Here is a 21506-nt window from a genome sequence, read left to right on the forward strand (position 1 = left end):
CCGGTAGGCTACCGGAGTGTCTTCCAGAGTTCTGATCACCGGGGGCGCAGGCTTCATCGGATCCCACCTTTCCGAGCGGTTGCTCGACGAGGGCAACGAGGTCATCTGCGTCGACAACTTCTTCACCGGAAGCCGACGGAACATCGAGCACCTGTTCGGAAACCCTCGTTTCGAAGTGATTCGTCACGACATCACCTTTCCGCTGTACCTCGAAGTCGACGAGATCTACAACCTGGCGTGCCCCGCCTCTCCCGTGCACTACCAGCACGATCCGGTGCAGACGACCAAGACGAGCGTGGTGGGGGCGATCAACATGCTCGGCCTGGCCAAGCGCCTGCGCGTCCCGATCCTGCAGGCCTCGACCTCCGAGGTGTACGGCGATCCGGCGGTTCACCCGCAGACCGAGGACTACTGGGGCAACGTCAATCCGATCGGACCGCGCTCGTGCTACGACGAGGGAAAGCGCGCTGCCGAAACCCTCTTCTTCGACTACCGCCGACAGCACGATCTCAGCATCAAGGTGATCCGGATCTTCAACACGTACGGTCCGCGAATGCACCCCAATGACGGTCGCGTCGTGTCGAACTTCATCGTCCAGGCGCTGCGTGGTGAACCGATCACCATCTACGGTGACGGATCACAGACCCGGTCCTTCTGCTACGTCGACGACCTCGTCGATGGAATGGTGCGCCTGATGAACACCGACCATGACGTGACCGGCCCGATCAACGTGGGGAACCCGAGCGAGTTCACAATGCTCGAGCTCGCGAACACGGTGAAGCAGATCACCGGCAGCGCCTCGCCCATCGAGTACCGCGGACTGCCGCAGGACGATCCCAAGCAGCGGCAGCCGAACATCGCGCTGGCGCGCGACAGTCTCGGCTGGCAACCGACCGTGCAGCTCCAGGCTGGTCTCGAAAGGACCATCGACTACTTCCGCAACGAGCTCGCCGTCTGACGTCGCGACACCGGCAATGGCGACCGGTCAGGTCATGAAAGGATAGGCGGATGGCCTCTCGCGTTCTCATCACCGGCGGAGCCGGGTTCATCGGTTCCCGCCTCGCCAACAGATTCGCCGACGCAGGGTTCGACGTCACCGTCCTCGACGCCCTGATCGCCCAGGTGCATGGCGACGACCCGGAGTCCTCGCCGCTGGTCGCCTCGTTGCACGACGCTGTGACGCTGATCCGGGGGTCGGTGTGCTCCTTCGACGACCTGCGCCGAGCGGCGAAGGACGCGGAGATCGTCGTTCATATGGCGGCGGAGACCGGCACCGGTCAGTCCATGTACGAGATCGACCGGTACACCCAGGCGAACGTGGGCGGTACCGCCAAGCTGCTCCAGGTGCTCGCAGAGGACGGCGGGACGGCGCGGCGGATCGTGGTCGCGTCCTCGCGCTCGATCTACGGCGAAGGCGCGTACCGAACCGCTGACGGACGCCTCGTCTATCCTCCGCACCGCGCGGATGCCGACATGGCCCGCGGCGACTTCGAGGTCTATCTACCGGACGGGCAGGCCGTCGCCTCCGTCCCGACGACCGAGGACGCCACGCTCCATCCCTCGTCGGTGTACGGCATCACCAAGCACGCCCAGGAGGCGCTGGTGATGACTGTCGCACCCACCCTCGGCATCGAACCCGTGACGCTCAGATATCAGAACGTCTACGGGCCGGGTCAGTCGCTGACCAATCCCTACACCGGCATCCTGTCGATCTTCTCCACCCTCATCCGACAGGGAAAGGAGATCAACATCTTCGAGGACGGGGAGGAGAGCCGCGACTTCGTGTACATCGACGACGTCGTCGATGCGACGTTCCTCGCGGCCACGAAGGACGGCGTCGGAGGCGCAGTGCTCAATGTCGGCTCCGGCGTGGGTACGACCGTCCACGAGGTCGTCGCGGCGCTCTTCGAGGCGTTCGGCCGGTCGGTTCCGACACGCGTCTCCGGCAACTACCGGCTCGGCGACATCCGACACAACGTCGCGGACACGACCCGGCTGCGAGAGCGCCTCGGTTTCGTGCCTTCGGTCTCGTTCACCGAGGGCGTGCGTCGCTTCGTCGAGTGGGTCGACGGGGAACCCATCGGCGGTGACGCGTACTCGTCGTCGCTACGCGAGATGGCTTCGCGAAACCTCCTCAAATGATGCTCACGGCCCAGCGGGAGACGGTGGCATCCTCCCGCAGATGGCAGGATGGAGGACTGTGAAAGGCATCATCCTGGCCGGCGGCTCCGGCACGCGGTTGCACCCGATCACGCTCGGCGTGTCGAAGCAACTGGTCCCGGTATACGACAAGCCGATGGTCTACTACCCGCTGTCGACCCTCATGCTCGCCGGCATCGACGACATCCTCGTGATCACCACCCCGCACGATGCGGCATTCTTCGAGCGTCTTCTCGGAGACGGATCACAGTTCGGCATCCGCCTGCAGTTCGCGCAGCAGCCCTCTCCCGACGGGCTCGCCCAGGCCTTCACGATCGGTGCCGACTTCATCGGCGACGACAAGGTCGCACTGATCCTGGGCGACAACCTCCTCTACGGACCCGGCCTCGGCACGCAGTTGAAGCGCTATTCGGATGTTGACGGCGGAGCTGTGTTCGCCTATTGGGTCGCTGAGCCATCCGCGTATGGCGTCGTCGAGTTCGACGACGCGGGACACGCCGTCTCCCTCGAGGAGAAGCCCGCTCGACCCAAGAGCAACTTCGCGGTTCCCGGACTCTACTTCTACGACAACGACGTCGTGGAGATCGCACGTGGTCTCGCGCCCAGCTCGCGCGGCGAGTACGAGATCACCGATGTCAACCGTGCGTACCTCGAGCGCGGCGCGCTGCACGTCGAGGTCCTTCCGCGGGGCACGGCATGGCTCGACACCGGTACCTTCGATCAGATGACCGATGCCGCCGAGTACGTCCGCACGATCCAGCGACGCACCGGCCTGTCGATCGGCGTGCCGGAGGAGATCGCCTGGCGTCAGGGATTCCTGACGGATGACGAACTGCGCTCGCGAGCCGAGAGACTCGTCAAGTCCGGCTACGGAACCTATCTGCTCGAATCCCTGGAAAGAGGCCTCTGATGCGCAGGCTCCTCGTGACCGGCGGCGCCGGCTTCATCGGCTCGAACTTCGTCCACCATGTGATCGAGCACACCGACGACCACGTCACGGTGCTCGACAAGCTCACCTACGCCGGAAACCTTGCCTCGCTCGACGGTCTTCCCGCCGACCGCTTCACGTTCGTGCAGGGCGACATCGCGGATGCGGAGTTGGTCGGCGGGCTTTTCGCCGACGCGGATGCCGTGGTCCACTACGCCGCGGAATCGCACAATGACAATTCGCTGAACGACCCGCGGCCGTTCCTCGACACGAACATCATCGGCACCTACACCCTGCTCGAGGCGGCCCGCAAGCACGGCACCCGGCTGCACCACATCTCCACGGACGAGGTCTACGGCGACCTCGAACTCGACGACCCGGAGCGGTTCACCGAGAACACCCCGTACAACCCGTCGTCGCCGTACAGCAGCACCAAGGCAGGCTCCGACCTGCTGGTGCGCGCCTGGGTGCGCTCGTTCGGTGTGCGGGCGACGATCAGCAACTGCTCGAACAACTACGGCCCCTACCAGCACGTCGAGAAGTTCATCCCGCGGCAGATCACGAACGTGATCCGCGGCATCCGACCCAAGCTCTATGGCAAGGGCGAGAACGTGCGCGACTGGATCCACGCCGACGATCACTCCTCCGCCGTGCTCACGATCCTCGACCGAGGCGTCATCGGTGAGACGTACCTCATCGGCGCCGACGGTGAGAATGACAACAAGACCGTCGTCGAACTCATCCTCACTCTGATGGGGCAGGATGCCGACGCGTACGATCACGTCACCGATCGCGCCGGCCACGACCTGCGCTACGCCATCGACTCCACGAAGCTGCGCACCCAGCTCGGGTGGACACCCGCGTACGACGACTTCGAGTCGGGCCTTGCCGCGACGATCGACTGGTACCGCTCCAACGAGGAATGGTGGGCACCGTCGAAGGACGGCGTCGAAGCCTTCTACGCCCGCCACGGGCAGTGAGAATCCCCCCGGGCGCTCGTCACACCGCTAGAGTTCGCCCGGTTGCATGCTCTGCTCGTCGACCCTTTCCAGCGCCCCACGGAGGGGTGCCGCGCCGTTCTGCTTCGGCGCGTACACGACCAGGGAATGAAAGACGAAGCGTACGAAGAAAGCGAGCACAAGAGTGACGGCGGTCGCAACGACGACCGAGATATGTCCGGTCGCCACCATGAGTGCGACGATCGGGATGCGAATGGCCGCTTCGACGTTGTTGAACGTGAACGATTTCGCAAACCGCCACCACACTCCGGACGCCGCACCGCGCATATCCTGGAAGACGAATCGCTCCAGCAGCAGGAAGTTGCCGATGATGGTCGCCTCGGCGGCGACGATGGCGGCGGCGATGTAGTCGATGCCGAAATGCGTGAGCACCCAGACGAGGGCGATGTTCACGACGGCACCCAGCCCACCGATGACAGCGAACAGGGACATCTTGCCGAACCGCAGCGCCGCGAGCTGGGCCAGGAAGTGGAGCCCCTGACGGAGAGAGGCCTTCGACTGCCCCGCGTGACGATCCGCGAAGTCGAAGGGGACCTCCGCGATGCGGAAGCTCCGACGCACCAGGATCTCCAGCAGGATCTTGAAACCGCGAGGGCGCAGTCCCGACAGGTCGACGGCTGAGCGCGACACGAGGAAGAAGCCGGTCATCGGGTCTGACACGTCTCGCAGACGCAGCGGGAACATCGCTTTGGTCAATGCCGTCGAGGCTCGTGACACCAGCACCCTCGTGCGATCCGCCAGCCCGTGCGCCGTGCCCTCGCCGGTGTAGCGGGACGCCACGACCACGTCGACCCCCCCAGCGTGATATCGCGCGAGCAGTTCCGGAATCTTCTCCGGCGGGTGCTGCAGGTCGCCGTCCATCACGAGGCAGACGTCGGATGCCGCAACGTGATATCCCGCCACGACGGCCCCGCCCAGACCACCCACCGGATCCTCGCGGTGGACCAGCCTCACGGGAAGCGGTGCAGAAGCAGCGACGACGCGGATGACTTCGGGAGTGTCGTCGGAACTGTCGTCCACGAAAATGATCTCGGCCTCGGTGTCCGCGACGACGATGGCGACTCGGCGTACCAGTTCGGCGATGTTCGGCGCTTCGTTGAACGTCGGGACGATGATGGACAGGTCGATGATGCGCTCCCTGATGTCGGCACGGTCGAGATCAATCGTCGCATACGAATCCTGCGCGTTGGCTTGCCGTCGTACCCGCGCGTCGGCAGCGGGGTCGGGATCATCGACGCGTGAACTCCAGAATCTGGGCGCAGGTGAGGTCGACCGATCTGTCCGGTGCGACGGGAAGCGTGTGGACACTCGCTGCACTCTGCTCGGCGCATTCCGCGGCGGCTGTCCGGACCGCCGGCGACCACCTGCCGACCTGATCCCGAATCGAGATCGTCATCGTCGCGCCGTGCCCTAACGAGGCACGCTCGACTCCTGCGGTAGCGGCGCCAGCACCACAGACGCCCAGGCTGACCCCTATAGAATCGCTCTAATGGAGAGCGTAAACGAAGAGGCCGCAGCACGGTTCGAGCGGCTGGCGACGACGCCCCTTCACCCGGCGGGTGCCGCGCGCACCGGGTCAGCAGGCTGGTCGGCGATCCGAGACATCTTCTCCCATCGTGAAATGCTCGGGCTTCTCGTCCGGCGAGACCTCAAAGCACGGTACAAGGACTCGGCGCTCGGGTTCTTCTGGTCGCTTATCCGTCCCCTGATCCAGCTCGGCGTGTACTTCGTCGTCATGGGCCAATTCCTCAGAGCGGCCGAGAGCATTCCCGACTTCGCCGTGTACGTTTTCGCAGGCCTCTCCGCCATCGGGCTGTTCACCGAGATCGTCGTCGGCGGAACCGGCTCGGTGCTGACCAACGGCGGCCTGGTGAAGAAGGTCTATCTGCCCCGAGAAGTGTTCCCGCTCTCCAGCGTGGGCTCGGCACTGTTCAACTTCGGCATCCAGGTCATCGTCCTCCTTATGGCCACTCTTCTGGTGCTCAAGCCGCCGCTGCACTGGCAGTTCGTCTACGCCGTCCCGGCGCTGCTCGTGCTCGTCGTGTACGGCACGGCGCTGGCCCTGCTGTTCAGCGCCGTCAACGTCTACCTCCGCGATACGCAGTACCTCGTCGAGGTCGTGACGATGCTGCTGTTCTGGGCGAGCCCGATCGTCTACTCGTGGGCGATGGTGAAGAGCCTCATCGAGTCGCCCGTTCTGCTCGAGGTCTACACGAACAGTCCTCTGACCCTCGCCGTGCTCGGGTTCCAACGCGCGTTCTGGGTCGCCGGCGAAGGCATCGACTGGCCCGCCCGGCTGTGGCTCCGCCTGGCCATCGCGCTCGTAGTGGGTCTCGTGCTGCTCGTCCTCTGCCACCGGGTGTTCGCCCGGCTGCAAGGCAACTTCGCTCAGGAGCTCTGATCCATGCCTCACCCCGCAACGCTCCCCAGCGATAGCGCGTCGACGCGCCCGACCGTCGCGCGCGTGGAGAACGTCTCCAAGCGGTTCACGATCCGCAAAGACTCCTCGATCAAGGAACGGATCGTCACGCTCGGGCGCGCCGGTCGTCGGCACAAGAAGGATTTCTGGGCGCTGCGGGACGTCTCCCTGGATATCTACGCGGGTGAGACGATCGGCCTCATCGGGCACAACGGCTCCGGCAAGAGCACGCTACTCAAGATGATCGGTGGCATCATCGAACCCACCTCGGGCACGGTGGTGGAACGCGGCCGCCTCGCGGCTCTGCTCGAACTCGGCGCCGGATTCCACCCCGACCTCACCGGGCGTGAGAACATCTTCCTCAACGCCTCGGTGCTAGGTCTGAGTCGTGAGGAAACCGAGGCGCAGTTCGACGACATCGTCGCTTTCGCTTCCATCGGCGACTTCATCGACACTCAGGTGAAGTTCTACTCGTCGGGCATGTATGTGCGTTTGGCGTTCGCCGTCGCCGTCCACACGGACCCCGACGTCCTCCTCGTGGACGAGGTGCTCGCCGTCGGCGACGAGGCGTTTCAGCGTAAGTGCATGGACCGCATCCGCGACTTCCAGCATCAGGGACGCACGATCATCCTCGTGAGCCACTCCCTCGACCAGGTCGTCGACCTGTGCGGTCGCTGCGTGCTCCTGGATAAGGGGAAGGTGCTCTTCGACGGAAAACCGTCGCTCGCGGTGGCACAATTCCGCGATCTCCTGGAGGAACGGCGCCTTCAGGAGATCAACGCGTCGGTCGGGCCCGAGCAGCGACGGCGCGGCGCCGTGACGAAGGTCGTGGCGTCGGCGGTGGGGCGCGGCGTTGGCGACCTCGTCCAGCCCGGTGACGATGTCGACATCCGCATCGGCATCGTGGCCGAGCAGCTGTCGACCTGGAAGTGTCGTGTGCAGATCGACGACACCATGGGGCAGAAGGTCTATGTGACCGGCACCGACTGGCTCGACATGGAACTGCCCGTGATCGACGGCGAAGGCGCGGTCGCCTTCCGGCTGCGCGCCCCGGCGCTCGGCGGCGGGAAGTACTTCATCAACACCGCCCTCCTCGACGGGGAAGGCCAGACCTTGCACAACGTCATGCAGGCGACGTCTTTCAACGTCGAGCCGGATGCCCGCGCGATCGGCTTCCTCCGCATCGCGATCGACGGTGAAGCAACGGCCTCGGAGTGAGGGCATCTCGAATTCGCGGAGAAGGAAATCCTGAGTAGGCTGACCTCTGATGCTAGACGAATCGGAACCCCCAGTGCCTCGCCCAAATGGAACGATCACTAGGCGAGCATTGTTGCTTATCGCGGGGATCGCTCCGCTTCTCGCTGAAGCGTTGAGCGCCGATGTCGCCATGGCGAACGAGCCTTGGTGTTTCCCCCTTGCCGCACGACGTGGGGTCAGCCAGCGCTGGGGCACCGGAACTCCCTACTCACATCTCTACGACGGCGGCATTCATCGTGGTGTCGACTTCAATCCGCCATCCGGAACACCGGTGTACGCCGCTGCTGGCGGGACTTGCGTTACCTACAACGGTACGTGGCAAGGGACATACGTCGCGATCGCTCACTCGTCGGGATGGCGCACCCTCTATGCTCACCTGTCATCAGCATCCTTCCGTCCTGGGGACTCAGTAGCCGCAGGTCAGATGATCGGCCGCGTCGGCAACACCGGCAACCCGACTACCGGCCCTCACCTTCATTTTGAGATGTGGGCGGGTAGCACACGTGACAGCCACATCGATCCCTGGCCCCATATTCAGAACGCCCCCCTACCCGGAGAAGTAGCCACCATGACACCTGAGCAGTTCAACGCCATCACAACAAAGCTCGACCACATCGTCAATCTGCTCCAAGTTCCTAACCAGGGATATGGGTGGCCACAAGTCGCCGGGCAGAGCTCACAGAGCGCTGACGCCAAGCTCGACCGTGTCATCAGCAAGCTGGGCGCGTAGGCACGAGAAACGCAAGACGAGGGTGTCAGCCCTCCGGATAGCGATACCCGTGATCGACGGTGAACCCACCTTCCGAGGCTCCGAAACTCCGGCTAGAGGTTTCGGATGAACCGGGCTGATGCGAGTGAATGCATCGGAATGCTCCATTTCGTCAATCGCGTGGATGCGTCCAATGCCGGTGATCGGGTAGCGAGTCCGCTGACTCACTTCGCCGACTTCTTCACGCGCTACCGGGTCAGGCGTCACGATATCCGGTTCATCGATTTCGACGAGATCCACGCCGGTGACGTTGTGATCGTCGGTGGCGGCGGCCTGTTCGACTACGCGGAATTCACTAACCGCGCGGTGAACGCGCTCTTCGAGACCGGTGCCACGGTCATCAGCTGGTCCCCGGGATTCAACACCCACGACGCGTTCCACGAGTCGTTCACGACGCCCATCGCTTTCGAGCGCTTCACCCTGGCGACGGTCCGCGATTTCGGCAACGACCGCGGTGTGCCCTATCTGCCGGATGTCTCGTGTGCACTTCCGCAGCTGCGCGAGCGACGCGAGACCCGACGCGAGTTCGGCATCGCTCGCCACAAGGACCACCCGATCGGTCTGAGCGGTATCGACACGATCACCAATGCGAGTTCCCTCGATGACATCCTGACCTTCCTCAGCGAGACCGAGGTCGTCGTGGCCAACAGCTATCACCTCATCTACTGGGCGACACTGCTGGGTCGCAAGTGCATCAGCCCGACCGGGTTCTCGTCGCGGTTCGCGCACTTCGCGTATCCGCCCACCTTCTTCGATCCGCACACCGACGACCTCTCCGCCGTCGCCGCCGAAGCACGCGTCTACGACGTGCTGGACGAGTGCGTCACACAGACGGGGGCCTTCTTCTCGCAGGTCCAGGAGATCGTCGAGAGGCGACTCTCCCCTGCCTCGCCGACGCGCCAGATCTACGGGCTCGCCACCGAGTTGTCGATCGAGCAACAGCGTGCGCGGGAGTCACGGCTTTCGCTGGGCAATATCGTCGTCTCGCAACTGCTCGTGGACACCGGCGACGGATTCGACCCCCACCAGGCGCTCAGCGCCGTCAACAACGTGTACGGCGACGAGTCGATGAGTGCGCGTTTCGACCTCTCCGGATTCGCCGGCGTGGAACGCATCCGTTTTCGCCCCCTCGACGGATGGCCGTGCAAGGTCACGATCGTCTCGGCGACAACGGACCTAGACCCAATACCGTTGAATTAGTGGTTTGGGTCGTACGCTGGGGGTATGCCTCGTTCTGGGTGGCGGAAGCCTGAGTCGGATTCTCGGTTGTCGGATGCGGTGTCGGTGGGTGTGTTGACGCGGGTGTTCCCGCCGGAGGTCGTTGATGAGGTGATCGCCGGGTGTGGGCGTACCGAGCAGCGTCACCGGTCGCTGCCGGCGCGGACGGTGGCGTATTTCGCGATCGGGATGGCGCTGCACGCGGACGGGTCGTACGAGGACGTGCTCGCGCTGATCAGCGATGGGCTGGCGTGGGCTGCGCGTGGCGAGGAGCCGGTGCGGTTGGCGGGCAAGGGGGCGATCACTCATGCTCGCAAGCGGCTGGGCGCGGAGCCGTTGGAGCAGCTTTTCCGGCGTGTCGCGGTCCCGCTGGGAGAGCCGGGCTCACCGGGCTCACCGGGGTGCTTCTTCGCGGGCCGGCGGTTGGTCGCCATCGACGGGACATGTCTGGACGTGGCCGACACGCCTTCAAACGACGCTCATTTCGGGCGTCCGGGAGTGATGAAAGGCGAGCGTTCTGCGTTCCCGCAGGCGCGGGTCGTAGCCGTGGCCGAGTGCGGGTCGCACGCGGTTATCGACGCGGCCTGCGGCCCGTACGCGGTCTCGGAGACCGCCGCCGCCGGGGAACTGCTGGACCGGCTGGGACCGGGGATGCTGTGCCTGGCCGATCGCGGGTTCTACTCCTACGCCGCCTGGGATCGGGCGCAGGCTTCCGGCGCGGACCTGTGCTGGAGAGTGCAGGCCAGCCTCCGCCTCCCCGTGCTGGAACCACTTGAGGACGGCTCCTGGATCAGCGAGGTCTTCGACTCCAAGAACGACCGCAAACGTGAGAACGGTGCCCGGGTGCGGGTGATCGAGTACGCGATCGAAGACGGCCGCGAACCGGCAGGCCCGTACCGGCTGGTCACCACCATCACAGACCCCGGCGACGCCCCGGCCGCTGAACTTGCCGCGGCGTACGCGCAGCGGTGGGAGATCGAGACCGCGTTCGACGAACTGAAGACCCACCAGCGCGGACCCCGGAAAGTACTGCGATCAGGAACCCCGGAACTCGTGCTGCAGGAGATCTGGGGGCACCTGTGCTGCCACTACGCGATCCGCGCCCTGATGTTCGACGCCGCCACCCACGCCGGCCGCGACCCCGACCGCGTGTCGTTCGTCGCCGCCCTCCGGGTCAGCCGCCGCTCCATCGCCCAGCAGGGCGCCTTTTCCCCCTCAGCACCCTGACCACGGCCGCATCCTGACCCGACTCTGGCAGCACGCCATCAGCGAGCTGACCCGCAGGCTGCTACCCAAACGCCACCCGCGAGCAAACCCACGCGTCGTGAAACGCAAGTACACCCGCTGGCACGTCAAACGCAACCGCCACCGCGACTGGCCACAACCCGAACGCCAGGGCATCGACTGCGTCCGAATCACCTAACTCAACGGTATTGGACCTAGACCCGCTGAAGCTCGTCGCGCAGGGCGCCGTGTCAGCAGGCGGCGTCGACCAGTTCCCTTCCACCGATCCACAGTACGTATCCGCCTCTCGAGTCGGATCGGCGATCGACATCGAGTTCCGACTGGAGCTGATGTCGAAGACCGAAGCCGAGGAACTGGTCGTCGCGCTAGCAGCCGACCGCGATCGGTACGCGACGGAGTTCCAAGTCACCTACCAGCATCTGATGGGCACCGCGAACGAACTGCGAGAAGCAGAGCAGCGGCTGGCCGAGTCCGAGACGCGTCTGCGGGAGATCGAAAATAGCCTCTCCTGGCGAATGACAGGACCGCTCCGCACGTTCGCAGCCCGGACCCGACGAAGGCGATTCGGTCCGTGGGGACGTCGCTAGTCAGCTCAGCGGCTTGACGTCCGCGAGGCGCGGATGCGCGCGGTCCTTGTCCGAGAGCTCGGCGCGGTCGAGCGCGATCGGCCACGGGATCGCCGCCGCCTCGTCCGCTAGATTGAGGAACGAGTACTCGCCGACTTTGTCCGCGCTCCAGTGGTCGTTCACGAGATACGTGTAGGTCGTGTTCGGCTCCAGTGTCTGATAGGAGTTGCCCACACCGCGGGGAATGTAGATCGCCGTCGACGGATCCAGCTCGGCGGTGAACACCGTACCGAAGGACTCTCCCGCGCGGAGGTCGACCCAGGCGCCGAAGACGGAGCCGACAGCGATGGAGATGAACTTGTCCCAGGGCTCGGCGTGGATGCCCCGCGTGGTGCCGACGGCATCGTTGAACGAGATGTTGTTCTGCACCGGTCCGAAGTCGGGGAGCCCGAGGGCCATCATCTTGTCCCGCTGCCAGTTCTCCTTGAACCAGCCCCGGTTGTCACCGTGCACCGGAAGGTCGAACAGCAGCACGCCGGGGATCGTCGTCTCGTGCGCCGCCAGCGGCTTGCCGTACGTCAGTGCCATCACTTTTCCTTCGTGAACATCGAGTCGGACATCAACGCCCGGATGGCCGTGGCGTCGCCCCAGACCCCGCTGGAATCGTAGGGACGGTCCGGGAAGGCGCCGTAGCGCAGACGCACGTCGAGCCCGTTGTCGCCAATGAACCGCTCCACCCTGCTGGCGAGCGACTCCGGCTCACCCGTGCTCGTGTTGAGCACGCCCGTGACGCCCGGCGTCGTGGCCGCCACCGCGATCTGCTGTCCCAGTTCGGCGACATCGATGAAGTCGTACAGCGTCTTGCCGGTCGTGAAGGGGAACTCCGTCTCACCGCGATCGGCAGCGTCCAGCAGCTTGGCGAAGATGGATCGGTTCCGGCGGTCGTCGCCCAGAATGTAGTACGCGCGGAGCCACACATACTCTGCCCGATCTCCGATGGTGAGCGTGGTGGACCGGCGCAGCGCGTCCTTTGCGATCCCATAGAGCGATGCCGGATTGGTCGGCGTGTCGGCGGTGATGGGGCCCTCCCAGAAGCCGACCTCGTGCATCGTGCCCAGCGCGGCGATCCGCGGCACACCGGCGTCGGCGAGATCGGTGAGGAACCGGTAGTGGGCCGAGAGGTGCTGCATGTGCGACGGCGCGTTGTGGACGAAGCCGTCCTGCCAAGCGAGGTGTATGGCGACTGCGATCGAATCGAGCGGTGCGACCGCCGAGAGCTCGAACCGGGGATCAAGCACGTCCACCTCTACGACCTGCGCCCGCGGATCCAGCTCCGCACGGTGCGCGTCCCGCACGAGCGCCACGGGTTGCCACCCGAGGTCAGCGACCGCGGTGACGACATGCCTCCCCACGTATCCACCGGCTCCGGTGATGATGACAGACTTGCTCACTTCCGTTCTCCCATCCACGCTATCGAACGGCGCCGACGGCGACGAGCGCCGCGCTCGCGACGACCAGTAGTACCAACGGTACAAACCGCACCCGCGCCCATACCCCGACGCCACCGTCCTTGGGTGCGACCGGCTTCCATCCTCCGACTCGCCCCAGCCAAGCCGGCATCCAGTTCTTGAGGTCCATCGCGGGTTTCTCCACCAGGGTCCAACTCACGTACGCGTAGACGTGCACCGCGACCACCACGACGAGCAGATAAACGAACCACCCCGCGGACTGGATGTTCAGCACAGCTGCCAGGAACATGACCGGCCATCCCACGATGTAAATGCCGTAGGAGAGATCGGCGCGCCGATCCCACCCTGACAACGCCGTCACTCTGGTCCCGAACCAGATCAATCCGTAGGCGAACGCGTACTGCCCGACCAGGAACCACCCGCCGCGCCACCAGCAGAGCCCGGCGATGACGAGCATCCCGATGCCGAGCTGATCGCTGAACGGCACCTTCTCGATGTAGAGCTGGATGAGAGCGCCGAATGCGAAGGGCGCAGCCAGGTGAAGCACCTGCGTGTTCGCGAGCACTTCGAACGCGGATGAGAGTTCACCCACGCGTACCGCCTGCAAGGTGCTCAAGAGCAGAACACCGGCGGCGAAGAGACCGCCCACGATGCGCGCCCGCAACGCGCCGACGAATCCCAGCACCAGGACGCCCAGATAGCAGGCGAACTCATACATCAACGTCCAAGCGGAGCCGTTCCAGGTGTTGTACCCGTGCAGCGTGGCCGGGGTTTCGGCACCGGTCCCCGCAATCGACCACTGGCCCAGAATCAGCGTGAAGTTGTTGAAGACGTAGGTCCAGGGGGAGTCGCTTTCGACGGACCCGTAGCCTCCGAGGCTCCCGTGTTCCGCCACCCATGCGATGGGCGCAAGAACGAACGCCGTGACGATGAGCACCAGGAACCATGCCGGATAGATCCTCGCCACCCGATGCCAGAGATAGCGCACCGGAGAACGCGTGCTCATCATGCTGCGCGTGATGAGCATGCCGGAAAGGAAGAAGAAACCCGTGACCGCGACGCCACCCAGTGATGTCTCCGCCCCCCACTGGGCGCCGACGTCGACGCCGCCGAACAGTCCGGCTACGGGTCCCGCGTGGGAGAAGATGACCGCGAACGCCATCAACCATCGGAGGAATCCGATGGAGTTGTGGCGAGGGTCGAACGCGTCCTGAAGGCTCCTCATCGCCGGCTCACAGGCCCACGGGGTAGCCGAACCGTTCAGCTCCCTCCCACGTCGCCGCTTGAAGGTTCGTGTAGATGGGTTCCGCATTCCCGAAGAACGAACGAATGGCACCGAGAACATCGATCGTGTCCGTGTCGATCTCCGTGGTGAATCCGCACCAGTGGGCGGTACAGACCGCGTGAGCTTCAGACCGAATGGCCACCGTGACGGCATCCGCTTCGATGTCCTGCCAATCGCGGTAGGCGTCGATCACCGCGTAACCCTTATCTTCGGCGGCAGCGACGATCAAGGCACGCACCGCTTCGTCCTTGGCTTCGTCGAGAAGGCCGGATCGCAGAAAGCCGTCGACGCCCCAGCGGAATATCGGCGACCGGTGATGGACGATCTGCTGATTCTGCCAGTCCGCGATATCGGCACCGGAGACGACGCCTGCCGCCAGGGTAGATCCCCTTCCCGCGTGATAGACGAAGGCGCCCTGCGCGAGGAGGTGCTCATAGCCCGCGTTCGTTGCACGGGCCGACCAGTCCGACTCCTCACCGTAACCGCGGCCGAACACCGGATCCATGAGACCGACAGTCTCGAGAACACCCACCGGCACGATCATTGCGAACGAGATGCCTGCCGGGATGGCCAACACGCTGGTCCCGAACCGCGCTGAGAGAGCCTTCCCGATCCGATCTGCGACATCTTGTGTCTCGATGTACAACTCAACACCGTTGGGCAACGAGTAGGGATCCACGTTGGTCGACCATGCCGTGACAGACGCCGCGCTCGGCGATGAGGAAACGACCCGGAGCAGCACCTCGAGCGCGCCCTGCGCATAGATGACGTCGGAGTTCGAGACAACGACGTAGTCGTATCCCAAGCGCTGCGCCGTCGCGAGCCCGAGGTTCACATTGCGCGGGATGCCGAGATTGCGCGGAGTGCGGTAGTACGTTGCGCCCACGCGCGCCGAAAGATCGGCGAGATAGTCGCTGAATCCTGGCTCGGGGCTCGCGTCGTCGAGTACGAGAACGTCGAGATCGAAATCCGAGTGATCGAGGCGCGCGATGGTATCCATCGTGCGCTGCGCGAAGTCGCGGCCGTTGTAGAAGGTGACGGCAAGAAGGACCCGCGGCTGACCCGACGCGGTCACCGCCCCGTTATCCGCTTCGCCTGGCGCGCAAGCACATAGAGAGTGTGATTCTTGCGGAACACGTGCTCCATCTTGCGACGCGGATCCAGGAGCCGCTTGAGCTCGACGATCTCCTTCTCGAGCTGCGAGATGCGCTTCTCACGATCGAGCATGCCCTGCGTCAACTGGATGACCCGCAGATTCGCGACCTCTACGTCCTGCAGAGCCCGTTCCAGCGAGACGGAGTCAACCACCGCCGGCGACAACTTAGGGGCATCCCCCATGACTTGAAACCCTTCGTCCTCGATCCGCACCATCCGACAGGCTACCATTCTTGAATATCGGGACCCTCGGTGTCGCGCTCGTCACCGGGTTGCGGAAATCGGTCCGCCCTGGAATGGCTGAGACACGCCGGTACTGTGTTCCGAGGGTGGGCCCGTGGGCAGGCCGTACGTCCCGGCCGCCCCACCTGCCGCATTCCATGAACTGAGAATCGGTTCGACAACCGACCGTGCACCGGTGGACGGCGACCAGATCACGACGCCGCGTTCAAACGGCATCGAGCACCACTGTCCGTTGCACGAGTCCCCTTCCAGCGGCAGCCCCAACGAACCCGTCGGCCCACCCGAAGCCATCCACACGTCCCGATACTCTCCGTTCACCGCGACCACACCGTTGTACGGCGAACCAGTCAGGATACCGCCCTCGAACTCCTGCATGCACGTCACCGGCGAACACGTCGCCTCGGACAGCGGCAGCCCCAGCGGCCCCTGCTCGTATCCCCGCGCGCCCCATGCGTCGAAGAACCACGTCGTGGTCGCAATAGCGCCCCGTGTGGGCGAAGTATCGATTCTCGCCGAGGTAAAGCGCTGGGCGCAGGCACCGGCCGCATCGCAACTCGCCGGTGTCACGGGTGCCCCCAATGCGGAAAGCCCTCCCAGCGACAGGTATTTGTCGGCGATCACGGTCGGCACGGCCTCGGTGTTCTCCCCGGATGAGACGATGATGCCGCCGCCGAACTGCTGCGTGCATCCCGCCGACGTGCAGACCGCGTTGTCCACCGGGTAACCCATCGAGCCGGATGCCTTGCCCGACGCGCTCCAGACTCCGAAGATCGCCCCGGTCACCGAGATCGTGAGGGGCCCCGTGAAGAACGCTCCTCGCGCGAACTCCTGAGCGCAGTTCTCCCCGTCCGAGCACACTTCAGGCCCGCGAGCACCGCCGAGGGCGATCCCTCCGGCATCGAGCCAGGCCGACTCGACATGACGACCCACCAGCGAACCACCGCCCGAGTCCGCGGCGATCGCACCTCCGTCGAACGACTGGACGCACGTGCTGTCCGGATTGCACACGACGACGTCGGTCGGCATCCCGGCCTCACCGTCGATGAAACCCAAGCTCCGCCATATCGACTCGATCGTGGTGGGCACTCCGAACACGCCACGGGCAGGGAACCAAAAGACTGTTCCCCCACGGAAGGATTGCTGGCAATAGCGGTCGTCGATGCATGTCACGTCACCGGTGGGCGACCCCAGAATGCCGTCGGAGCCACCGAGCGCCCGCCACGCGTCCGCGTATTCACCGGTGACCAGTTCGCCAACAGGGTCGCCGAACCAGTCCGTGTACAGGCGCCAGAAGTTGCGGTTGCCGTAGCTGGAACAGAAGTCACCCGTCCCGTACAGGTTATCGAGCGCTGCTTGGTTGGGCGTGTAGGGCGTGTAGATGTACAGCGCGCGCGTCGCATCATTCTGGATGTACACCTGCTTGGTCCCACAGATGCGATCCCAATCCGGCGGCGTAGCCTGGTACAGGATACTGTTCCAGCCCACTTGGTACGCGAACAGTTTCGGGGACTTTATGTAGATCTGGAACTGTCGCGCCGCCCCGTAGACCTGGTAGAAGAACCCGGCATAATTGGGGTCGCATTCCGCGCCATCCGGACAGCCTTGACCGAGCGCTGCACTGTAGTTTCGAGGCGTGGGCGAGGTAGCGGTAACCAGGCCTTGCTCCTTCTGGAGCATTACGAGCATCACCTTCGGGTTGATGTCGCACGCTTGCGAAACACTGACAATGAGTTGCGCCGCGCTCATCGTCCCACCTGCGTATGCCGCGCAGTAGGCGTCCGCCTGCATCGCTGGGGTCGAATGCGCGGTGTAGTCCTTCAAGCACGGCATGCCAGCGGAGGCCGGACACGAGTTGACCTTCGAGCTCAGGAATGACTGCACCTCGTCAGCGGTCATCGATTGCGAATCGAAGAAGTTACGATCCGAGATGAGGTAGCCGGCGTCGAAGTCCCCGGCGCTCGCAGCAACAGCTGCTGGGGCGGCCGGCGGCACAACGGCCGCGAGACAACCCATCACTGCGGCCACCACCACGAACATCGCCAGCATCCCGTGCCTGCGCACCGCGCGCGGCGGCCCACTCATCGCTGCTGCACGTTCGTCGGAGCGGAGGAGGCGCTTGTGGTCTCCGATCGATAGCTGAGGACGAGTGTCCAATCCCCCGCGGTGGCCGGCACTTCGATCAGACCGCAGTTCATGGCGGCCGGAGTGGACTGCGCGTCGAGCTGCGCCGTAAGTATCTCGCCGGTACCCGAGGTAGCCGTCAGGGTGCAGACGCCTTCGCGGCCGGTTTCCCCGGTGGCGAGACCGGAGGCGAACACGCTCTGGCCATCCGCGCCTGAACTCACGATCGTTACTGTCGCTTGACCGGCGTGAGCGGTGGGTTGAGGATCGGGCTCTACGGCATCTGTGGGTAGCGGCGACAGCGTCGCGGGGGGTGTCACGACTCCGGGGGACGAGGGGATGACCGTCTGCGCCGCGAGCGGCTCCGGCGCGCAAGCGGTCAGTGCGACGGCGGCGAGCGTGGCACCTAGAGCGAAACACCCCACGCGGCTCGCGCGGGGCACGCAACTCGATCGGTGAACGCCGACGGCGGCTGCCGGCGAGTTGGTCGGACTGTGACTCACCATCCCAGTATCAATGTGTGCCCGAACTTCGCCAGCGAGCGACACGAACGGAGTTCTGATTTCATCCTGACACGTCGGACGAGCGGCTACCCGCGGTTGGGCTGCTCGGCTGGATGTCGCCGACTGTCACGGAGTCGACGCACAGCGCTCCACCTTGCGGGCTGATCGACAGATCCCCGTCGAGAGCGACGGGGAGGTAGACGGCGATCCGCCCCGACGTGTTCGGTCGATCAAGCATCGTCCACCCGCCGTCGTACAGCAGGGCGAGTGTGTCACCATTGCTCGCCGAGAGCTCGACGATTAGGAACCCGCCTCCAGTCGTGCGGACCTCCGGCAGGGGGATGTTGTTCGCGCCGTCGCTACATCTGCTGCCCGAGAACTGCACGGCGGCGGATGCGATCGCAGCTGGTCCCGCGATGCCGCTCGGTCCCACAACCCACGCTCCGTCGAGCTCCGTCGTTACTCGAACCTCGTCCCAGCCGAGGCTGGGCAACAGCAGAGACACCATGTTGTAAGGATGCAACGCGGGCATACCGAACGAACTCGGTAGCGGCGAGTCGATGAGTGGGGGCGTCGGATCCGGCAGCGTAGCGTGTAGCGACTCGACCCAGGTTCGAGCATCGGGGCCGTCGCCCGCCCGCAGGATGTTGGACAGCGTCACTGCCCAAGACAACCCGGAAAGCGCCAGAACCAGCGCGAGGACACCTGCGATCGCAGCCTTGCCTCCCCGGGCGGACGGGCTCTCTGGCGCACCGGCACGGTCGGCGCGCCATCCGGCGCGCAGCGCTGCCACGAGGGCGAACCCGATCGCGAGCCAGAGCAACGCTGAACTCTCCAGCAGGTAACGGAGCTGCCTGCCTCCGGCCACAGTGATCATCTCACCTCGTCGCGACAGCACGGCGGCGTTCGCCAGGACTGCGATCGCGGCGAACACCCACACTTCGCGGTTCGATCGGACCCGCACGATTGTCCACGCGACGAAGAGGGCGAACAGAAGCACAGTGACGACCACACGAGGATCAAGAAGCGAGGTCGGCTGGTCCACCATATCGATGCCGAACAGCGACGGAATGAGGCCGCCGACGATGCTGTGCACGATGAAGTCGAGCGAGAACGCAAGGCTCGGCGACGCACCCGACTCATCGACGTATCCCCCACCGAGGAAGATGACGACATCGATGAGCGACAGCACTCCCAGACCGAGCCACAGCGGCCACGTTCGTATGAGGTCGTGCAGGCGGTGGCGAAGCGGGCGGCCACACCACACCACGAGAACGCACCAGGCAATTATGTGCAGCGAGAAGAGCAGGTTCTTCTCGCTCATCGAGAGCGCAACGACATACAGAAGCAGCGCCGCAACGAGGTGGGCGATGCGACGGGTTATGATCCAGCGCGTCGCGCATCCCAGCACTGCGAGGCCGAGGGCGAGGGCGAAGGTGTTGTTGAGGGTGGCCGCCCACCACAGTCTCACGGCCATCGGTCCGAGCGACAGCGAGAATGCCAGCCCGGCGATGACGTTCATCCGCACAGGGCCGAGGACGGCATCGAGACAGCGGGAGAACGCCACGAACGCACCCGCGTGGATCATCGCCGCGGCTATGAGTGCCGCCGGCCAGGACAACCCAAAAACGCCCAGGAACGCGACGACACTCGCAATGTAACCGGGCATGAGGTGACCGAACCATGACCGCACGAACAAGTCTGCGTTGATGGGGTTCACTTCCAGGTACTGCGCGAAGAACAAGTCGTCGCGCTGAAAGTAGGAGCCACCAGCAAAGACGAGCGTGATCAACGCGATCACCAGGGTCACCGCGGCGAGTTCCCAGCGCGCACGCCGAGCTAAACAGAACCGAACGACCATCAATCCCGTGTGCCCCACCCTGTCCTGCACTCTGGAATCCTATGCGGTGAAGACGAGGGCGGTGACATCAGACTGCTACGGTTCACGCATGACTGGGACTGCCTTGATGTCCGCCGTGATCGCGCGCGCAAACAGGTCCTGGTGTCTATTCCTCGATCGCGACGGCGTCGTCAATGCACGGATCATGGGCGGCTACGTCCGCAGCTGGTCCGACTTCGAGTTCGTCCCCGGTGCCTTGGATGCGCTCCGGACACTCGCACGGTGGGCGCCGCGCATCGTGGTCGTCACCAATCAACAGGGTGTGGGCAAGGGTCTCATGACCGAGAACGATCTCTCGCACATACACGATCGGATGCTTCGGGCCGTCGCCGAGTCCGGCGGTCGTATCGATGCCGTGACATCGTGCATCCATCTGGCGGAAGATCGCTGCGACTGCCGAAAACCGAGGACGGGCATGGCCAGGGCCTATCTGGACGTCAATCCCGAGATCGACGGGTCGCTTTCGGTGATGGTAGGTGACACCGACTCCGATGTCGAGATGGGGCGGCGGCTCCGGGTCGTCACCGGCGGGTGCGCGGTCTTCAGGATCAGTGCCATCGACGATCCCCTCGCGGACGGCACATACCTGAGCCTCGCCGCTTTCGCAGCGGCAATTGCGCCGCTGTTACCATCTGAATAGCGGTCGCGACTACTTCGCCGAGTATCCGAAGCCGTCCTCGATGGCCTGCATCAGGGAGTGGATCACCACGAGTTCGGCCTCCTGGATTCGGTCCGCCCAGCGGCTCCTGCCCAGGACGAACGACGCATCTGCCAAGTGTCCGAGCGGCGTCCCCGCCGTTCCGGATGAAGCAACCACGATGCCACCCGCGGCCTTCATCGACTCCGCGGCTCGCAACACGTTCGGCGACTTCCCACTGGTACTCAACGCGAAGAGGACATCACCGGGCTTCGCGAACGCATCGAGGAACTTCGAGAACACGTACTCGTAGCCGTAGTCGTTGGCGACACAGGTGAGGTGCGACGGGTCGGAGATCGCCATAGCGCGAAGCGCAGGACGATCGCCGCGAAAGCGGCCCGTCAACTCTTCCGCGAAGTGCTGGGCGTTCGTCATGGAACCACCGTTGCCGCAGGCGAAGATGGTGCCACCTTCTCGCAGACTCGACACCATCATCCCGGCCGCTCGATCAAAGGTCGCACCGAACTCCGCGTCTTCGGCGAGCGCCGTCATGCGCTGCGCGTTCTCGAGGAGGTTGTCCTGGACGATGGTCATGGTGGGTCCTTACTTCGT

General features: G+C 64.7%; 20 protein-coding genes and 1 pseudogene. 11 read left to right on the plus strand and 10 right to left on the minus strand.

Translation table 11 applies throughout. The features are described 5' to 3' along the window. The first annotated feature begins 16 nt into the window (after positions 1 to 16). The 4 genes from WBP48_RS09945 to rfbB are packed head-to-tail and all read left to right on the plus strand — an operon-like array spanning position 17 to position 4068. A complete protein-coding gene (locus tag WBP48_RS09945; RefSeq protein ID WP_424439702.1) occupies positions 17 to 958 on the plus strand; it encodes a UDP-glucuronic acid decarboxylase family protein in 942 nt (313 codons plus the stop codon). A gap of 50 nt (positions 959 to 1008) precedes the next feature. Further along, positions 1009 to 2142, plus strand: a complete 1134-nt coding sequence (locus tag WBP48_RS09950) for an NAD-dependent epimerase/dehydratase family protein (RefSeq protein WP_424439705.1) — start codon at positions 1009 to 1011, stop codon at positions 2140 to 2142. Between the two features lie 58 nt (positions 2143 to 2200). Continuing rightward, positions 2201 to 3070 carry a glucose-1-phosphate thymidylyltransferase RfbA gene (rfbA, locus tag WBP48_RS09955; protein ID WP_424439708.1) on the plus strand — a complete coding sequence of 290 codons (870 nt, stop codon included), beginning with the start codon at positions 2201 to 2203 and terminating at the stop codon, positions 3068 to 3070. Next, positions 3070 to 4068, plus strand: coding sequence for a dTDP-glucose 4,6-dehydratase (gene rfbB / locus WBP48_RS09960; protein WP_424439711.1), 999 nt, complete (start codon positions 3070 to 3072; stop codon positions 4066 to 4068). The genes rfbA and rfbB overlap by 1 nt, the downstream gene beginning before the upstream one ends. Positions 4069 to 4095: 27 nt before the next feature. Here the strand turns inward: rfbB and WBP48_RS09965 are convergent, their stop codons facing one another. Beyond that, positions 4096 to 5235, minus strand: a complete 1140-nt coding sequence (locus WBP48_RS09965) for a glycosyltransferase (RefSeq protein WP_424439781.1) — start codon at positions 5233 to 5235, stop codon at positions 4096 to 4098. Between the two features lie 361 nt (positions 5236 to 5596). Here WBP48_RS09965 and WBP48_RS09970 point away from each other — a divergent pair, with 361 nt between their 5' ends. The 6 genes from WBP48_RS09970 to WBP48_RS09995 all read left to right on the plus strand — a co-directional run bounded on the left by WBP48_RS09970 (position 5597) and on the right by WBP48_RS09995 (position 11602). Continuing rightward, positions 5597 to 6508 carry an ABC transporter permease gene (locus WBP48_RS09970; protein ID WP_424439714.1) on the plus strand — a complete coding sequence of 304 codons (912 nt, stop codon included), beginning with the start codon at positions 5597 to 5599 and terminating at the stop codon, positions 6506 to 6508. Between the two features lie 3 nt (positions 6509 to 6511). Beyond that, positions 6512 to 7744, plus strand: a complete 1233-nt coding sequence (locus WBP48_RS09975; RefSeq protein WP_424439717.1) for an ABC transporter ATP-binding protein — start codon at positions 6512 to 6514, stop codon at positions 7742 to 7744. A 112-nt stretch (positions 7745 to 7856) separates the two neighbouring features. Beyond that, positions 7857 to 8513 (plus strand): M23 family metallopeptidase, encoded by a 657-nt coding sequence (locus WBP48_RS09980; RefSeq protein WP_424439720.1) that lies wholly within the window; start codon positions 7857 to 7859, stop codon positions 8511 to 8513. Positions 8514 to 8651: 138 nt separating this feature from the next. After that, positions 8652 to 9752: a hypothetical protein gene (locus WBP48_RS09985; protein WP_424439723.1), complete on the plus strand. Its 1101-nt coding sequence runs from the start codon at positions 8652 to 8654 to the stop codon at positions 9750 to 9752. Positions 9753 to 9776: 24 nt separating this feature from the next. Next, on the plus strand, positions 9777 to 10997 hold the full coding sequence (locus WBP48_RS09990; protein ID WP_424439726.1) for an IS4 family transposase: 1221 nt from the start codon (positions 9777 to 9779) through the stop codon (positions 10995 to 10997). Between the two features lie 206 nt (positions 10998 to 11203). Then, positions 11204 to 11602 carry a hypothetical protein gene (locus tag WBP48_RS09995; RefSeq protein ID WP_424439728.1) on the plus strand — a complete coding sequence of 133 codons (399 nt, stop codon included), beginning with the start codon at positions 11204 to 11206 and terminating at the stop codon, positions 11600 to 11602. A 6-nt stretch (positions 11603 to 11608) separates the two neighbouring features. Here WBP48_RS09995 and WBP48_RS10000 read toward each other — a convergent pair. The 8 genes and pseudogenes from WBP48_RS10000 to WBP48_RS10035 form a co-directional block, all read right to left on the minus strand. Further along, positions 11609 to 12169, minus strand: a pseudogene (locus WBP48_RS10000) (dTDP-4-dehydrorhamnose 3,5-epimerase family protein); the annotation flags it as partial. Continuing rightward, entirely contained in the window at positions 12169 to 13032 is an 864-nt protein-coding gene (locus tag WBP48_RS10005) for an NAD-dependent epimerase/dehydratase family protein (RefSeq protein ID WP_424439731.1), read from the minus strand. The pseudogene WBP48_RS10000 and the gene WBP48_RS10005, both read right to left, overlap by 1 nt. Positions 13033 to 13051: 19 nt before the next feature. Further along, positions 13052 to 14275 (minus strand): acyltransferase family protein, encoded by a 1224-nt coding sequence (locus WBP48_RS10010; RefSeq protein WP_424439734.1) that lies wholly within the window; start codon positions 14273 to 14275, stop codon positions 13052 to 13054. 7 nt (positions 14276 to 14282) lie between these two features. Continuing rightward, positions 14283 to 15410, minus strand: a complete 1128-nt coding sequence (locus WBP48_RS10015) for a glycosyltransferase family 2 protein (protein WP_424439737.1) — start codon at positions 15408 to 15410, stop codon at positions 14283 to 14285. Further along, entirely contained in the window at positions 15407 to 15643 is a 237-nt protein-coding gene (locus WBP48_RS10020; protein WP_424439740.1) for a hypothetical protein, read from the minus strand. Before WBP48_RS10020 ends, WBP48_RS10015 begins: the two co-directional genes overlap by 4 nt. A 111-nt stretch (positions 15644 to 15754) precedes the next feature. Next, complete coding sequence (locus WBP48_RS10025) at positions 15755 to 17779, minus strand: LGFP repeat-containing protein (protein ID WP_424439742.1); 2025 nt, start codon at positions 17777 to 17779, stop codon at positions 15755 to 15757. Between the two features lie 32 nt (positions 17780 to 17811). Further along, complete coding sequence (locus WBP48_RS10030) at positions 17812 to 18078, minus strand: hypothetical protein (protein WP_424439745.1); 267 nt, start codon at positions 18076 to 18078, stop codon at positions 17812 to 17814. A gap of 340 nt (positions 18079 to 18418) precedes the next feature. After that, on the minus strand, positions 18419 to 20248 hold the full coding sequence (locus WBP48_RS10035; RefSeq protein ID WP_424439748.1) for a hypothetical protein: 1830 nt from the start codon (positions 20246 to 20248) through the stop codon (positions 18419 to 18421). On the opposite strand from WBP48_RS10035, the gene WBP48_RS10040 reads away from it, so the two are divergent. Beyond that, a complete protein-coding gene (locus WBP48_RS10040; protein WP_424439751.1) occupies positions 20226 to 20897 on the plus strand; it encodes a D-glycero-alpha-D-manno-heptose-1,7-bisphosphate 7-phosphatase in 672 nt (223 codons plus the stop codon). The two genes, WBP48_RS10035 and WBP48_RS10040, sit on opposite strands and share 23 nt — an antisense overlap. A gap of 9 nt (positions 20898 to 20906) precedes the next feature. Here the strand turns inward: WBP48_RS10040 and WBP48_RS10045 are convergent, their stop codons facing one another. Beyond that, a complete protein-coding gene (locus tag WBP48_RS10045; RefSeq protein WP_424439754.1) occupies positions 20907 to 21488 on the minus strand; it encodes a D-sedoheptulose-7-phosphate isomerase in 582 nt (193 codons plus the stop codon). Positions 21489 to 21506 lie beyond the last annotated feature (18 nt).

Source organism: Microbacterium sp. (assembly GCF_049661145.1).
Lineage (GTDB): Bacteria > Actinomycetota > Actinomycetes > Actinomycetales > Microbacteriaceae > Microbacterium.

Bases quoted from the DNA above. Each gene is read 5' to 3' on its own strand.
- WBP48_RS09975 (WP_424439717.1), top strand. From the start codon at position 6,512: ATGCCTCACCCCGCAACGCTCCCCAGCGATAGCGCGTCGACGCGCCCG.
- WBP48_RS09985 (WP_424439723.1), top strand. From the start codon at position 8,652: ATGCTCCATTTCGTCAATCGCGTGGATGCGTCCAATGCCGGTGATCGG.
- WBP48_RS10045 (WP_424439754.1), bottom strand. From the start codon at position 21,488: ATGACCATCGTCCAGGACAACCTCCTCGAGAACGCGCAGCGCATGACG.
- WBP48_RS10010 (WP_424439734.1), bottom strand. From the start codon at position 14,275: ATGAGGAGCCTTCAGGACGCGTTCGACCCTCGCCACAACTCCATCGGA.
- rfbB (WP_424439711.1), top strand. From the start codon at position 3,070: ATGCGCAGGCTCCTCGTGACCGGCGGCGCCGGCTTCATCGGCTCGAAC.
- WBP48_RS10025 (WP_424439742.1), bottom strand. From the start codon at position 17,779: ATGCTGGCGATGTTCGTGGTGGTGGCCGCAGTGATGGGTTGTCTCGCG.
- WBP48_RS09970 (WP_424439714.1), top strand. From the start codon at position 5,597: ATGGAGAGCGTAAACGAAGAGGCCGCAGCACGGTTCGAGCGGCTGGCG.
- WBP48_RS09950 (WP_424439705.1), top strand. From the start codon at position 1,009: ATGGCCTCTCGCGTTCTCATCACCGGCGGAGCCGGGTTCATCGGTTCC.
- WBP48_RS09990 (WP_424439726.1), top strand. From the start codon at position 9,777: ATGCCTCGTTCTGGGTGGCGGAAGCCTGAGTCGGATTCTCGGTTGTCG.